The following is a 15,984-nucleotide window of genomic DNA, read 5'->3' as shown; positions in this document are numbered from 1 at the left end:
AACTTGAAAGCCGTTGTATTCTGAGCAACGCGTAACAAAAGTGAATCACTTTCAGCTCAGAGCCAAAATTTATATGGCAAGGCTAAAAGCTTCTCTGAGGCACTTGAAAGAGGTTGCTAACTGCGTAACTTGAGTTGTTTAAATAGTCAAGCATTGATAAATCAATGAGTTAAGAGATACAGAATGGCGGTGAGGGAGGGATTCGAACCCTCGATACGGCTACAAACCGTATACTCCCTTAGCAGGGGAGCGCCTTCAGCCTCTCGGCCACCTCACCGTCATATTCTTTGTTTTGATGGGGTTACCCAACTTTCAAATTGGCGCGTCCGGGAGGATTCGAACCTCCGACCGCCTGGTTCGTAGCCAGGTACTCTATCCAGCTGAGCTACGGACGCTCATATTTGAAAACTTCTTAAATGGCGCGCTCGGGAGGATTCGAACCTCCGACCGCCTGGTTCGTAGCCAGGTACTCTATCCAGCTGAGCTACGAGCGCGTAATACTAACTTGTTCACTGGCGGTGAGGGAGGGATTCGAACCCTCGATACGGCTACAAACCGTATACTCCCTTAGCAGGGGAGCGCCTTCAGCCTCTCGGCCACCTCACCGGTACAACTTATACTAGCGACACTTGCCGTTTTAATGAGTGGCGCGCTCGGGAGGATTCGAACCTCCGACCGCCTGGTTCGTAGCCAGGTACTCTATCCAGCTGAGCTACGAGCACGCTGCATCAACGGGAGCGAACTATAGAGATTTAACCCCGAGGAGTCAACGGTATTGTGGCAATTTTCACATTTGAACAACAACGCACAACAACAAAAAAGCCCCACACAGGCAGGGCTAAAAAAGTTCAGGTCCAACTAAAGAGGCAGGTGGTTAGACGTTAGTTTGCAACCAATCAAAAATCATAACGGATAGTTGCATTCAAGCTATCCGCCTTGAAGTCCCCCATCCAGTTATTGTCATAATGCAGACTCAAGCTCAGGTTGTTTTCCATTTTGTAGTTAACACCCAAACCGGCCAGGAAGCGATTTTGCTCACGTTCAGCACCCGTGAATGTCAAGGTTTTACCGCCTTGAAGGATTGTCACCGTTGCTTCAGGCTTTTCATCCTTAAAGTCATGGTAACCCATCAGAACAAACTCAGGTTGGAGAATACCTCGACCCAACTCGAAATCACCCATAAGCTTCAAACCTGCACCCAGTTCCATGACTTCGAATTCCTTCATCTTACGCTTCTGAGCCCAGTCACCTGTTTGCTTTTCAGTGAGATCATCAAATTTAACACTGTTATAGCCAAAGGTGACCTGAGGCTGAAGAACCCACTGATTTATCTGATAGTTATAGCCAGCTACTAAACGTGCCCCCCAGACAGTGCTATCGGCTTCGCCTCTGTAAGCAGTCTTTTCCAGCTGAACTTTACGCTTGTATTCATTGACTCCCTTACCATAACTGAACATTGAGTCCAGGAAGTAATTATTTTGATTCCATCCAGTATAAAGGGTGCCCATATAAGTATCGGTCGCTGTTTCACGATGTATGTCGTTAGTTTCAACCTTTGTATTACCATAAGTGAAGGCAAAACCGACCGTCATCTGATCATTAAGCGTGGTATCAGCACCAAGAGTGACTCCATTAACTCTGGCTTGATAACCTTTTAGAACTTCATCATTATCAAGCTTTCCGTTATTGAAAATATACTCGGCCCAAAACCCCTGAGACTGATACATATCGCCAGCATTAACTCCAGTACGGTTACTGTTGAGACGACGACCAATCGACTCATTAACTTTATTTTGCAAAGTTACAGAAGCACGACCCACTGCGTTATTGAGATCGGGCAACTGCTGGTCAGCAAACAACTTGATGTCCTGCTGCTCCGCCATTGTTACAAGGTTGAACATAGACTGTGATGAAACCATATTGTCAGTAGACAATGCCGATTCATAGGTAGCAATGTACATTTTTGCCTGATCTTCAGACAGACTATATTGAGAGCGCAATTTCTGAACCGGATTGTCATCATACTTCACATTAATAGAGTATACAGACTTGCCAGTCTTCTCACTCTTCGCAAATCCACTGTCTGAAGCATCAATGAATACGGTACCTGTATCGGGAGCAACAAAGCTACCCTCTACTTTATCGGCCTCAATAACTGCAATCGAAGTAGTCAAAGGCTTACCAGACTTGGCTTCTTCATAAAGATTTTTGGCATTTTCAAAACGTTTCTTACTGTCAATGCTATTGGTCAAATCAAGTTTGATCTGGTTCTGCCCCTGCAACTTCAAAGAACCATCAACACTGACATAGGGGACAGACGACAGTGATTTATCATCACCATCCACGACAAGGAACAGGTTAGCACCTTTCTCAAGTGTTTTACCCTTCGTTGCCAATAATGAAGGTGCTGACTCAAGAACAGGGGTATTTTTCTCATCCAGCTTGCTTTGCTTAAACGTCTTAAAGAGTTTCAAACTACCTTTGGAATCGACAACCAAAGGAGCAACCACTTTGACCTGCTTGAGTTCAGTAGATTGAAAGATAGGCATTTGAGACTTTTTAGTAGCTACCCTATCCAAAGTTCTCAGCTCAGTAGTGCCGGGCTTAACATCAATCTGACCCGTTACAAGCACTTCCTTTAGGTGCCCTCGCTCTTTCCCATCAACAACGCCGCCAATCTCACCACCCTTCAAAGTACCTTTTTTCAGAGTAACTGTTGAACCAGTGAAGCGTTCAGGATCTTTCTCATCGCCATTTTCAGCAGCAAAGCCTTGTAGGCTACCTTCTAAAGTACCACCGTCCAAAATAAAGTGTCTGAAACCATGAATATCCTTGGACACTTCCTGCCCGACAGCCAGAGTTACATCTGCGTCTCTACTAACGAAAACAGGCTGCGCATCATTAGACATTGATCGAACGGTCGCTTTTCCTCTCAGGTCAAACGAGACCAGTGGCCTTTCGAGCGTGCTGACTTCGTCGGCATACAGTTGACCATCTTCAACCAGAACTTTCTCAATATCAGTAAGGCTGACGTGTGAGACAGAGCCTTTCCTAACCTCAAACACATCAAGTACATCTTCAGCTTCAACATCAACAACGTGCTCTGCAAAACCATCAATGGAGCCTTCCATTGCTTTCTGAGCATTAAGACCTTTAACGGGAACAGCCTTGATTTCAGTAAGCCTAATTGAATTTGGCTGTTTCATTTTCCTAGTGTTGTCATTACCTTCTAACTCATCAGAAATAATGCTTTCCAGAGCAATCTTGTTCTCTTCCTGCATACTCAGATGAGTATTACTCAGAACGATATTCTGACCAGCCACAACGCCTTTTCCAGCATTTGCTGTATCGTCGGACCCTGCATCAACAGTTATATCACTGTCTGTGATAGTGACATTAGCGGATGCTGGAGTAACACCATCTTCCGCAACACCGATTTGTCGAACAACCAACCTGGAGCCTTTGATCTCTATATCTTCATAGCCTTTCAGATTGACAGTACCTTTTTTAGCCCCATCGATAACTGCTACCGCAGCTTTTCGTGCAATTGGCTTATGGACCTTTTTACCATGCTTATTCATGGCTTCTTCCATAATTTCCAATTGCTCTGGTAGTACTCCTACCAAGTCTAAAAAAGTATCAACAGTCTTGGTTTTTTTTCCGTCAACTTCGACATCAACACCCGTTACATCATCAACACCTTTCAGATAGATGATCGTAGATCGGATAGCACCATCTTTTGCGATACGTACCGATGTACCTTCTTTGGCAACAAATGCATCAAGTGCTCGTTCACTTGTGCCGAAACCTTCATGCACCGCACTGGATCTCCCAGAAAGAACAACTGTGCCGTATGCCTTAACATCAGCCTCGTCTTCAGTTGCAGCTGATGCTACCACTGGTACTCTTTCTCCCTCTTTAAAACCACTGCTGACATCCGCCAGTTCCAACACTCTGGTTTTAAAGCCCAGCCCGGTCACTTTACCATTGCCATTTGTCTTTAATTCAAAGACTTCTTCAACATTGGTCAGCTTTTCAAGAACTGTTTTTCTGACACCCCCGTCAGATAAATCGATACCTTTCAGTATGATTGCATCCGGAGCCACCTTAACCTTTTTCGTTTTCCTGGTAGATTCATCCACAACTTCTTTTTCAACGAGAATGGCATCACGAAGTGCTAAATTTTCAAGTTCTACCAATCTTTTAACGTAGGCGTTCCTGGCTTCATTAAGGCTTTGACCGTCTTTTTTAAAAAGGTGTTTACCAAGCCCATAATCTTGACCACTAAAGCTCGATTGCGTCTCTGCTGCACCCAAAGACTCAAGTGCACTATGCGCTCTCCCCAAAACGGCCCTTTCCCGCTTAACCAAAGACTCTGACTCTTTTGGCTTGCGATCATCGGCAGATACACTTCTTTCACTTAACAATAAAAAATCAGGTGCATCTATTTCAAGCTGCTTCCAGAAACTGGCATTGATGAATAAACGCTCTGCATCTGTTTGTTTTTCATCATGTTTAACTTTATAGACTTCATAACGTTTAACTGCCTTATCAGCCTGTTTAATCAGTGGATCATCAGAAAGCATTTCATTCCTAACTTTTACCATTCCGGAAAGATCTACTTTTTCAACTGTTTTAAAGAAATCTTTGTTATTCACGAGGAATTGAGCCTGTGAACATTTACTATAACCCCCAAGAGCCGTGACCACGGCTATGGAAAGCAGTGTCTTATTAAACACCTGAACCTGTCTCATTACTGCAACTCCAACCTCTTTTCTGGATGTTCTTTTCGTTGAACTTTCTCATTTATGAGTTTTCAAATTAACGGACATATCAGACATAGGAGCCTGAAGGCAAGGTATCGTACAGATGGCAACAAGTAATATTAAATACTTTTTCAGAATTAAAAGTGATATTAATTTTTCTATAGATTCTATAGATATAAAGATTCTTTCTTTTAGAAACCTGCAACTAACCCCCAGCGCCTATTAATTAAAACATTGGTAAATTTTTCGTATATGTTTTAACAAACACAACAGTATCAATCAAAAACTGCCAGGTTAAGTCACTATATTAGGGAGCTAAGCTTCCGATAAATAAAAATGTACATTAGTTCTAAAAAATACTTGCCTATGAAGCACATTCTTTTAATACTTTCTTTCAGCCTTATTTTCTCTGGCTGTCACTCCCCTGCTCCTTTTAATACCACTACCACACAACTTCTGGCCAACTCGAAAAAACTGTCCTCTGTGGAAATATCCACTTCAACCCACACCCTCAAGGCATGGCTATCTGAAAACGCCAGAAAAGAAAGATTAAGGGTCTATATAGAAGGAGATGGTAAAGCCTGGCTAAAGAGGGGTACACCCTCTTCCGACCCAACACCGGTCAATAGACTGGTTCATAGCCTTATGTTGAAGGATCCATACTCCGATATCGCTTATCTGGGCAGACCTTGCCAGTACATCATGACCAAGTTCTGCAATAAATCAGTCTGGACTTTTGGCCGCTACGACAAGGCTTCTCTGACAAGCATTAACGAGGCTTTAGATTATTTGAAGAAAAAGGGTAATTATAGAGAACTCGAGTTGATTGGTTACTCAGGAGGGGCCACTCTGGCTCTGTTATCAGCGGCCCAAAGGGATGACGTGGCCTCAATCTTGACGGTGGCTGGCAACCTCGACCCGTTTTTCACCAACCAGTTTCATAAAGTCAGCCCAATGCCTTCTGCTCTGAACCCGTTAGATTTTCGAGATAAACTCAGAGACATTCCTCAAAGACATTTTTATGGCAGCAAAGACCCCATAATCCCCTATCAAATTTCAAAGCATTATCGAAATTCACTGAGCAACGATAAGTGTATTTCAATCGTTAGAGTTGAAGGAGCATCACATCACAAAGGTTGGAGCAGAGCATGGAGCAGATTGATAACAACCAGCCTGCCCTGTGATCTTAATGAGAAAGGAAACATTAAAGAATCTGGCGGTGAGGGAGGGATTCGAACCCTCGATACGGCTACAAACCGTATACTCCCTTAGCAGGGGAGCGCCTTCAGCCTCTCGGCCACCTCACCGCATGCGCAATTAATACTACTGTTCGCACCCTGGAATGCAAGCTTTTTCTTCTTACTTACGACCAGAGACTTTTATAAAGGTTCTAAAGTTTGTCACCTTATCGGCAAACGCATTATCGCTCCTTAATCGAGACATTTTTCATAGATAAAAAAATACCCGGGCTGTTAGCCGGGTATTTTTCACTGAATTCGGTGTTAAAACCAGATACTCAGTAAGGCTCAGAGGCAGACGGAACACCCCCGTGCTCTTTCTCTTTCTGAATTCTCTGGTAGATCTCTTCACGATGAACGGCAACTTCTTTTGGCGCATTGACTCCAATACGCACCTGGTTACCTTTAACGCCCAGCACAGTGACAGTGACCTCGTCCCCGACCATCAGGGTCTCTCCTACGCGGCGAGTCAGAATCAGCATTACAATCTCCTTATTTACATCTCTGTAAGTCAACGACCGTCAATCCTGAGCACGGTGATGCTTTGCTTGATTGACCTTAGCCCCAAATACGGGAACACTTTCTCAGCAAGGCAGCTACTGCCAGATCACCGTTTCATGCTTGAGAAGCTCTCAGCCAACAGAGTCTAGCCACCGAACCCAACATTTCCATGCGTATTTTTACTAGCAGAGAAATGTAGTCATCAAAAAAATCACATTTTGTAAGTTTTTAACAGGCACAACCCATTCTAGTTGAAGAATCCATGCCTGACGGGAATGACGGTGTATTTGTCCGATATTCCTCCTGACTGTTGATCAAACCAGTCTCAGAGCCATTCGGGTTTAGCACGTTGAACTGCAGCATTCCCTTTTCAAGATACCCTACTCAACCTTAGACTTCGCTACTCTCTACAGGTTCCCTATCCAGTTCAAATACAGAGTGAAGAGCCCTTACAGCCAACTCGAGATACTTCTCTGCGATAATAACGGAAACTTTGATTTCAGAAGTTGAGATGATCTGAATATTGATACCTTCTGCAGCCAGAGCCTGAAACATCCGGGTGGCGACACCTGCGTGGGATCTCATACCCACACCGACGATAGAAACTTTAGCGATTTTTTCATCACCGTCATATTCGCGTGCACCCAATTCCTTACAGACTTTGGCACAAACATCAAGAGTGTTCTGATAATCATTACGGTGCACAGTAAAGGTAAAATCAGTGGTACGATCATCTGACACGTTCTGAACAATCATATCCACTTCAATGTTGGCCTGACTGACAGGACCCAATATTCGGGATGCGACACCTGGAATGTCAGGTACACCTTTAATAGTAACTTTCGCTTCATCCCTGTTAAAGGCTATACCAGATACTACCGGTGATTCCATAGCTACATCCTCATCGTCGATCGTAATTAGAGTTCCGGGGCCTTCCTGCATGGAATGCAGTACCCTCAGTTTGACATTATATTTTCCAGCGAACTCAACCGCCCGAATCTGCAAAACTTTTGAACCCAGACTGGCCATTTCCAGCATCTCTTCAAAAGTAATCTTGTCCAGTCTTCTTGCCCCCTCCACAACTCGTGGATCGGTTGTATAAACACCGTCGACATCTGTATAAATCTGACACTCATCTGCCTCAAGAGCAGCTGCCAAAGCAACGGCTGTAGTATCGGAGCCGCCTCTTCCAAGAGTTGTAACATTGCCTTCAGCATCACACCCCTGAAAGCCAGCGACGATCACTACACGACCCTGATCAAGGTCAGCCCGCACCTTCTCTGTATCTATATGCTGTATACGAGCTTTTGTGTGAGCCTGATCCGTAACAATGGAAACCTGACTACCGTTATAAGAACGGGCAGGACAGTTACGCTCATTAAGAGCCATTGCCAGAAGGGCTATTGTGACCTGCTCACCGGTGGAAAGCAGAACATCCATCTCTCTGGGTGTGGGTTGTTTTTGAATACTGGACGCAAGATCAGTCAGTCGATTGGTCTCGCCACTCATTGCTGAGACAACGACAACGACATCATGCCCCTTATCCCTGAACCCTTTCACCTTGTCAGCTACTCCCTGGATGCGATCCAGGCCCCCAACAGAGGTGCCGCCAAATTTTTGTACTAACAGCGCCATGTTTATATCGTTCTACGTCAATCAGCCAACGCCGGAATTTAACACGAATAGCTTTATTAAAAAAAGCTTACGATAAAAAAACGAGCCATATGGCTCGTTTTTTTATCAGGGTAAATCGATCACATTACAGACGTTCTTGTAACCATGGTACTATAGATTCAAGCGCTTCTTTGATTTTGGAAGCATCTGAACCACCACCCTGAGCAAAGTCTGGACGACCTCCACCACGACCATTGACCTGACTGGCAACCATTTTCAACAAGTCACCCGCCTTCACCCTATCAGTAAGATCTTTGGTTACTCCCGCTACCAGAGGGAACTTAGAGTGGCCAGGGACAGCCAGAAATACGATACCGGTCTGGAGCTTACCTTTCAGCTGATCGACCATGTCACGGAGAGACTTAGGGTCTACTCCCTCTAACTCAGTAGCCAGCAACTTCACACCATCGACATCAATTGTCCTGGACAGAAGGTCAGCACTGTCGGCAGAGGCCAGCTTCTGTTGAAGTTTATGAAGCTCTTTCTCAAGTTCTTTATTCCGATCGAGAAGAGAAGAAACTTTATCTTGTAAATTGTCCTGAGAACCTTTTACCAGACTTGCGACCGATTTCAGGGTATCTTCCAGTTTTTCCTGATAATCAATCGCAGCTACACCTGTTACAGCCTCAATGCGTCGCACACCCGCTGCAATACCGGACTCAGAAATAATTCTGAATGAACCGATATCACCCGTACGACTAACGTGAGTACCCCCGCAGAGTTCAACAGAGAAGCCTTCAGAACCCATAGAAAGCACGCGAACCTCTACACCGTACTTTTCACCAAACAGAGCCATTGCGCCTTTAGCCTGAGCAGCTTTCATATCTAACAGCTCGGTTTTCACCTGACTATTATTACGGATCTGCTGATTAACCAGTCTCTCTATAGCCCGGAGTTCTTCTGGCTTAACCCCTTCAAAGTGGGAAAAGTCAAAGCGAAGTTTGTCATGATCTACCAGAGAGCCTTTTTGAGTAACATGCTCACCCAGAACCTTGCGAAGTGCAGCATGAAGCAAATGGGTGGCAGAGTGATTCTGCTCCGTTGCCTTTCGGGCTTCAACATCAACGTAGGCACTCACAATATCACCAACTTTTAATTTACCCTGGGATACTTCTGAGATATGAAGATGACTGTCGCCCTGTTTCTGAGTGTCCAGCACTTTAACCTCGCCACCCTCAAACCTGAGCGAGCCGCTATCACCCACCTGACCACCAGATTCTGCATAAAAAGGTGTTGACTGCAGAACGACCGTCGCCTGTTGACCTTCAGAAATAAAATCAACTGACTGTCCATCAACAAACAGAGCAGTGACTTCAGCTCCGTCCTGAAGACTTTCATAGCCCGTGAAATCAGTAGCTCCCTCAATAACCAACTGTTCGCTGTAGTCCACGCCAAATTTGCTGGCTGCGCGGGCCCTTTCTCGCTGAGCCTCAAGTAACTGCTCGAAACCTTCTTCATCTACCGCCAGCTTACGCTCTCTGGCAATGTCACTGGTCAGATCAACGGGGAAACCATAGGTATCGTAAAGCGTGAACACTACATCACCAGGAATAACACTATCCTCAAGCCCCTGGAGCTTGCCTTCCAGCAGTTTCATTCCCTTATCGAGCGTTTTAGCAAACTGCTCTTCTTCCTGTAGCAATATTCTCTCTATCTGCGCCTGATTTTTTGCAAGATCAGGATAAGCATCACCCATCTCACGCACCAGAGAAGCTACCAGCTTATAGAAGAACGACCCAGTAGCTCCCAATTTGTGTCCATGGCGACATGCGCGACGGATGATACGTCTGAGTGTGTATCCGCGACTTTCGTTAGACGGCACGACGCCATCGGAAATGATAAATGAGCTTGAACGGATATGATCGGCAATAACGCGCAGTGAAGCTTCTGGTGTTGGTACACCACCCAGAATTCCGGAAGCATCATTCAACAGGTTCTGGAAGATATCAATATCATAGTTACTATGCCCTCCCTGCATAATCGCAGAAATCCTTTCCAGCCCCATACCTGTATCCACCGATGGCTTGGGCAAAGGTTCCATCAGTCCATCCACCTGACGGTTGTATTGCATGAAGACAATGTTCCAGATTTCAATAAAACGATCGCCATCTTCGTCCGGAGTTCCGGGTCGACCACCCCAGATATGATCACCGTGATCATAGAAGACTTCTGTGCAAGGTCCGCAAGGACCGGTATCTCCCATCTGCCAGAAGTTGTCAGAGGCGTACGGAGCTCCTTTGTTGTCACCAATACGAATGATATTTTCAGCAGCAACACCGATCTCATTAAGCCAGATGTCATAAGCCTCATCGTCTGATTCATAAACCGTAACGCAGAGACGCTCAACGGGCAGTTGCAGTTTTTCAGTCAGGAAAGTCCAGGCAAAACGAATGGCGTCCTGCTTGAAATAGTCACCAAAGCTGAAGTTACCCAGCATTTCAAAAAAGGTGTGATGACGGGCAGTGTAGCCCACATTTTCAAGATCATTGTGCTTACCACCAGCACGAACACACTTTTGGGACGAGGTTGCTCGTGTATATGCTCGCTGTTCCCTGCCGAGGAATGCTTCCTTAAACTGGTTCATACCTGCATTGGTGAACAGCAGGGTTGGATCGTCGTGAGGCACCAGAGAACTACTGGGTACGACTTCATGCCCATTTTCTCTGAAGTATTCAAGAAAAGCAGAGCGAATCTCAGCACTTTTCATATATTTCACACGAGTCATACAAGTCTTCCAAACGGGAGATTAAACAGCAATCTATAAAAGACGGACATTATATAGAAGGGAAAGAAAAACAGCCATGCAGACTCTGTTTAAGTTAAATGTTGTTCATATGGGCTAAGTTAAAAATAGCTGCTTTAGACAATTTGAAATCTGAAGACTGGTAAAGCCTCTCTGCGCCAGAAACCGATACTGTTTAGATCTTTCCCCCGCTCCAGCGGGCAAGTTATTACCAAATTTGCGACACCTACTGGATCTTGCCATCTCCAGCCAGACATCATCGTCCTCAAACAGAAAAGATGAGATTACTTGATCAGCAAGGCCTTTCCTGCGCAAATCAGAGCGTATTCTGACGGGGCCATATCCTTTTTCTGTTTTTGAACGAACATAACTCTCGATAAAGCGCTCATCACTTTGGAGACCTTCGTCTTGCAATCTCTCAAGTGCAGGAACCACATCAAAATCAGGGTAACGCCGACTGAGCTTTTGCTGAAGCTCCTGAAAACTGTGTTCACGGCGTGCCAGCAAATCCATGCCAGCACGGCGAATATCTTTGTCAAAGACTTCCAAAACTTATTCCGTCAGAAGTTCATCCTGATGCTTTGCATCTGATTTTGCAGAGGCTTCAGACCCAGGTTCTGCAGAACCCAACAATTCAGCTCGAATCTGTGCTTCTATCTCTTCAGCAATCTTTGGATTGTCGGTCAGATATTGAGCAGCATTGGCCTTACCCTGACCAATTTTCGTACCTTTGTAGGAGTACCAGGCGCCGGATTTCTCGACCAACTTCTGTTTAACGCCCGAGTCAATCACTTCACCCATGTGATAAATACCCTGACCGTAAAGAATCTGGAACTCAGCCTGACGGAAGGGAGGAGAAACCTTGTTCTTGACCACCTTGACCCGGGTTTCATTACCAGTAATTTCATCACCCTGCTTCACTGCACCGGTTCTGCGAATATCCAGACGAACAGAAGAATAGAACTTAAGAGCATTACCACCCGTGGTAGTCTCGGGGTTACCAAACATTACACCAATCTTCATACGAATCTGATTGATGAAAATAACCAAACAGTTTGCCTGTTTGATAGAACCCGTGATTTTTCGCAGAGCCTGAGACATCAAGCGTGCCTGAAGGCCGACATGAGAGTCACCCATATCCCCCTCGATTTCAGCTTTGGGAACCAGAGCCGCAACGGAGTCTACAACAATGACATCAACCGCACCGGAACGAACCAACATGTCCGTAATTTCCAGTGCCTGCTCTCCGGTATCAGGCTGCGAAACGTAGAGGTCATCAACATCCACACCCAGCTTGCCAGCGTACTGAGGATCCAGAGCGTGCTCAGCATCTACGAAAGCACAGGTAGCACCCTGCTTCTGAGCTTCTGCAATTACACTGAGCGTCAGTGTGGTCTTGCCAGAAGATTCAGGACCAAAAATCTCAACTACACGACCCTTTGGTAGCCCCCCTATTCCCAACGCTATGTCCAGTTGTAATGAGCCTGTAGAGATAGCTGGAATGGCTTCCTGCTTCTGGTCACCCATGCGCATGACCGTTCCTTTACCAAACTGGCGGTCAATCTGACCCAGAGCCGCCGTTAATGCTTTCTTTCTGTTCTCATCCATTATTCAAATCCACCCTTTTAGTACAGGCCACTATTCTTTAAGTATTCAAATCTTTAGATACTGTATATTTAAACACTATCTGTATATTTGTCCAGCATTTATCTGGAAATTCTATCCGCCAGTTTAATCAAGCCGTCCAGAGCGACATCAACGGCCTGTCTTCTCACTTGCTCCCTGTCTCCGGAAAAGTGAAAGACCTCAGTCGTTACCTGATCGTTAAAACACCAGCCAACCCATACTGTACCCACCGGCTTTTCATCAGTCCCACCTTCAGGGCCAGCAACGCCAGAAATGGAAACACTCAAGGGTACAGAAAGGCGCTTGACAGCACCCAATGCCATGCTTTCCACAACAGGCTGACTGACAGCACCGTAACGATCAATCAGCGCAACAGGCACACCCAGAAACTTGTGTTTCATAGCATTGGAGTAGCTGACAATGGCGCCTTCAAACCAGGATGAACTACCGGCAAGAGAAGTAAAAACCTGACTGAGCCAGCCACCAGTACAGGATTCAGCAGCAGCCACTTTCAAGTTTCCAGCCTGAAGTTTTCCAGCCAGCAGCAGCAGCTTTTTGTCAAAATCTCCGGACATCAATTTCGCCTCTGGGTCAAATAGGAAGAGTTTTTTTGAATCGGGTCAGACATACATTCAACTGCCCGCAGCTGCCAATAGCTAAAGATAAACCATTGTTGCCATGAAAACAGCCAGCTTTTCATAGTAAAATGACAGATTGTTTGTCAGCAACCTGAATTCAAGGCTTACCCTCATCTATGAGCCAGCGCAAAGACACCCAGAGTCAGCATACACCAATGATGCAGCAATACCTGCGAATCAAACAGAAGCACCGGGAGCACCTGGTATTCTATCGCATGGGAGATTTTTACGAGCTCTTCTATGACGATGCCCGTAAAGCTGCGGAGTTATTGGATATAACCTTGACAACCCGTGGACAGTCCGCCGGTGAGCCCATTCCCATGTCAGGTATCCCTTACCATGCTGTAGAGGGTTACCTGGCTCGCCTGGTCAGACTGCGCGTTTCTGTCGCCATTTGCGAGCAAGTTGGCGACCCGGCTTCATCAAAAGGCCCTGTTGAAAGAAAAGTCGTCCGGATCCTGACCCCTGGTACAGTGAGTGACGAAGCACTGCTGGACGAACAGCAGGACAATCTTCTGACCGCACTGACCCGATCAGAAAATCGATATGGAATAGCCTCTCTGGATATCAGCAGTGGTCAATTTACAGCAGTAGAAGTCGAGGGTGAAGAAGCGCTGATGGCAGAAGTTGAGCGTATCAACCCTGCCGAAATTCTCATCAATGACAGTGTTGAATGGCCAGTCCGAATTGTTGAACGTCCGGGGACAATCAAGCGCCCGCCCTGGGACTTTGATCGTGACAGCGCCTATGAAGGATTAACCCGTCAGTTTCAAACCAAAAACCTGCAAGGATTCGACTGCGAATCATTAACAGTCGGTCTGGAGGTGGCAGGCTGTCTGTTGCAATACGCCAAGGAAACACAGAGAACTGCCCTGCCCCACATTCGAAGCATCCGGCAGGAAGTTCGCGAAGAAAGCGTAGTCCTTGACGCAGCCAGCCGAAAAAACCTGGAACTAACCCAGAACCTCAATGGTGGCCGGGATCACACACTTTTGTCAGTACTTGATAAAACAGCGACCGCTATGGGCAGCCGATTACTTTCAAGATGGCTGAATCGCCCCCTGAGAAATCTTTATAAGTTACAAAAACGCCAATCCATTCTCTCAACAATAAAATCTGGCTATTACTTCGAGCAGATTCAACCCTTGCTTCGCGGCATTGGCGATATTGAGCGTATTCTTGCCAGAGTAGCATTAAAATCAGCCCGTCCAAGAGATTTGGCTCGTCTGAGAGATGCTCTAAATCAGCTGCCTGAGCTGCAATCCATTCTCAAAACGATCGACAATGAGGACATTCATAAGCTGGCTGAAGCCATCAGTGAACACCCTCAGGTTACAGATCTACTGAGCCGGGCCATTATCGAAAATCCGCCCGTCATCATCAGAGACGGCGGCGTCATTGCGGAGGGCTTTGACACAGAACTGGATGAGTTTCGTGCTCTCAGTCAGAACGCAGGCGATTATCTTGTTGAACTGGAAAAAAGAGAGAAGGAGAAAACAGGGCTACCTAGCCTGAAGGTCGGCTTTAACAGGGTTCATGGCTATTACATTGAACTCAGCCGAAGAGAGTCTGAAGACGCTCCGGTAGACTACATACGTCGCCAGACACTGAAAAATACAGAACGTTTCATCACACCGGAATTAAAAGAGTTCGAAGATAAGGCTCTGTCCAGCAAAAGCAGAGCGCTTTCCAGGGAGAAAGCACTTTACGACGAATTACTGGTTAATCTTCTGGAAGCACTGGGCCCTCTTCAGGAAACAGCCATGAGCATCTCTGAACTGGACGTTCTGAACAACTTGTCAGAAAGAGCTGAGACTCTGAACTTCTGCCAGCCAGAACTGAGCCCGGATCCTGGCATTCATATTGAAGATGGTCGCCACCCGGTTGTCGAACAGGTGTTAACTGAGCCCTTTGTCGCCAACAATGTAGACCTGCATGCAACAAAAAGAATGCTTGTTATCACTGGCCCAAACATGGGTGGTAAATCGACCTATATGAGGCAAACGGCACTGATCGTCTTATTAGCCCACGTAGGGAGTTTTGTTCCTGCCAACCACGCAAAAATTGGTCTGGTAGACAGAATATTCACCCGAATAGGCTCATCCGATGACCTGGCCGGGGGACGATCCACGTTTATGGTGGAAATGACTGAAACAGCCAATATTCTGCATAACGCCTCAGCAAGCAGTCTGGTTTTGATGGATGAAGTGGGTCGGGGAACCAGCACATTCGATGGCTTGTCACTGGCCTGGGCCTGCGCTCATCACCTGGCCGACACCGTCAAGGCATTCACACTGTTCGCCACTCACTATTTTGAGCTGACTCAACTACCAGACGAGTGCAGCTCAGTTGCCAACGTTCATCTGAATGCTACAGAACACGACGATAAAATTGTATTTTTGCACTCGGTTCAGGATGGCCCTGCCAGCCAGAGTTACGGTTTACAAGTGGCTCAGCTAGCTGGCGTCCCGAGAAATGTAGTCTCTCAGGCGCGATCCAGGTTGCAACAATTGGAAGAAGGCTCAACTGATCAGGCTATGCGACAGCCCCCAAAACAGGCCAAAAAGGGTTGTCATGAGAACCCGACTCAGGCAGATATGTTTGCAGCTTCACAACCACATCCGGCCGTCGAAGCACTCAAAGATCTCAACCCTGACAACCTGTCACCCCGTCAGGCTCTCGGGTTGCTGTACGACCTCAAGTCACTGATTGCGCAAAACTGACTATGCTCATAACTGGTTAAACTACTACCTTAGAAACAATACTGGTAGACTTGTCGCCTCGACTGGTTAGGCCTT

8 protein-coding genes and 6 tRNA genes are annotated in these 15,984 nt (G+C 46.2%); 1 reads left to right on the top strand and 13 read right to left on the bottom strand.

All coding sequences use genetic code 11. The features are described from left to right. Positions 1-184: 184 nt before the first annotated feature. From ACO6VG_RS18460 to ACO6VG_RS18400, 13 genes are all read right to left on the bottom strand, one after another. A tRNA-Ser gene (locus ACO6VG_RS18460) sits at positions 185-277 on the bottom strand. Positions 278-318: 41 nt separating this feature from the next. Then, a tRNA-Arg gene (locus ACO6VG_RS18455) sits at positions 319-395 on the bottom strand. Positions 396-417: 22 nt separating this feature from the next. Further along, positions 418-494 (bottom strand) — tRNA-Arg (locus tag ACO6VG_RS18450). 19 nt (positions 495-513) lie between these two features. Then, positions 514-606 (bottom strand) — tRNA-Ser (locus tag ACO6VG_RS18445). A 39-nt stretch (positions 607-645) separates the two neighbouring features. Further along, a tRNA-Arg gene (locus ACO6VG_RS18440) sits at positions 646-722 on the bottom strand. A 174-nt stretch (positions 723-896) separates the two neighbouring features. Next, on the bottom strand, positions 897-4,754 hold the full coding sequence (locus tag ACO6VG_RS18435; protein WP_422475073.1) for an autotransporter outer membrane beta-barrel domain-containing protein: 3,858 nt from the start codon (positions 4,752-4,754) through the stop codon (positions 897-899). Positions 4,755-5,980: 1,226 nt separating this feature from the next. After that, positions 5,981-6,073: transfer RNA gene (locus ACO6VG_RS18430), tRNA-Ser, on the bottom strand. Between the two features lie 209 nt (positions 6,074-6,282). Beyond that, positions 6,283-6,486 carry a carbon storage regulator CsrA gene (gene csrA, locus ACO6VG_RS18425; RefSeq protein WP_422133656.1) on the bottom strand — a complete coding sequence of 68 codons (204 nt, stop codon included), beginning with the start codon at positions 6,484-6,486 and terminating at the stop codon, positions 6,283-6,285. A gap of 409 nt (positions 6,487-6,895) precedes the next feature. Further along, positions 6,896-8,140 (bottom strand): aspartate kinase, encoded by a 1,245-nt coding sequence (locus ACO6VG_RS18420; protein ID WP_422475071.1) that lies wholly within the window; start codon positions 8,138-8,140, stop codon positions 6,896-6,898. 124 nt (positions 8,141-8,264) lie between these two features. After that, positions 8,265-10,886, bottom strand: a complete 2,622-nt coding sequence (gene alaS / locus ACO6VG_RS18415; RefSeq protein WP_422140082.1) for an alanine--tRNA ligase — start codon at positions 10,884-10,886, stop codon at positions 8,265-8,267. 132 nt (positions 10,887-11,018) lie between these two features. Next, complete coding sequence (locus ACO6VG_RS18410) at positions 11,019-11,471, bottom strand: regulatory protein RecX (protein WP_422133654.1); 453 nt, start codon at positions 11,469-11,471, stop codon at positions 11,019-11,021. A gap of 3 nt (positions 11,472-11,474) precedes the next feature. After that, positions 11,475-12,530 carry a recombinase RecA gene (recA, locus tag ACO6VG_RS18405; protein ID WP_422475069.1) on the bottom strand — a complete coding sequence of 352 codons (1,056 nt, stop codon included), beginning with the start codon at positions 12,528-12,530 and terminating at the stop codon, positions 11,475-11,477. 98 nt (positions 12,531-12,628) lie between these two features. Continuing rightward, entirely contained in the window at positions 12,629-13,123 is a 495-nt protein-coding gene (locus tag ACO6VG_RS18400) for a CinA family protein (RefSeq protein ID WP_422133652.1), read from the bottom strand. Positions 13,124-13,341: 218 nt separating this feature from the next. Here ACO6VG_RS18400 and mutS point away from each other — a divergent pair, with 218 nt between their 5' ends. Continuing rightward, entirely contained in the window at positions 13,342-15,909 is a 2,568-nt protein-coding gene (mutS, locus tag ACO6VG_RS18395) for a DNA mismatch repair protein MutS (protein WP_422441792.1), read from the top strand. The last annotated feature ends 75 nt before the right edge of the window (positions 15,910-15,984 follow it).

Source organism: Endozoicomonas sp. ALB032, from assembly GCF_049310125.1.
Lineage (GTDB): Bacteria > Pseudomonadota > Gammaproteobacteria > Pseudomonadales > Endozoicomonadaceae > Endozoicomonas_A.
Note: the sequence above shows the minus strand (reverse complement) of the source record. Positions and strands in the feature narration are given on the sequence as shown.

Bases quoted from the DNA above. Each gene is read 5' to 3' on its own strand.
- ACO6VG_RS18435 (WP_422475073.1), bottom strand. From the start codon at position 4,754: ATGAGACAGGTTCAGGTGTTTAATAAGACACTGCTTTCCATAGCCGTG.
- csrA (WP_422133656.1), bottom strand. From the start codon at position 6,486: ATGCTGATTCTGACTCGCCGCGTAGGAGAGACCCTGATGGTCGGGGAC.
- ACO6VG_RS18420 (WP_422475071.1), bottom strand. From the start codon at position 8,140: ATGGCGCTGTTAGTACAAAAATTTGGCGGCACCTCTGTTGGGGGCCTG.
- alaS (WP_422140082.1), bottom strand. From the start codon at position 10,886: ATGAAAAGTGCTGAGATTCGCTCTGCTTTTCTTGAATACTTCAGAGAA.
- recA (WP_422475069.1), bottom strand. From the start codon at position 12,530: ATGGATGAGAACAGAAAGAAAGCATTAACGGCGGCTCTGGGTCAGATT.
- ACO6VG_RS18400 (WP_422133652.1), bottom strand. From the start codon at position 13,123: ATGTCCGGAGATTTTGACAAAAAGCTGCTGCTGCTGGCTGGAAAACTT.
- mutS (WP_422441792.1), top strand. From the start codon at position 13,342: ATGATGCAGCAATACCTGCGAATCAAACAGAAGCACCGGGAGCACCTG.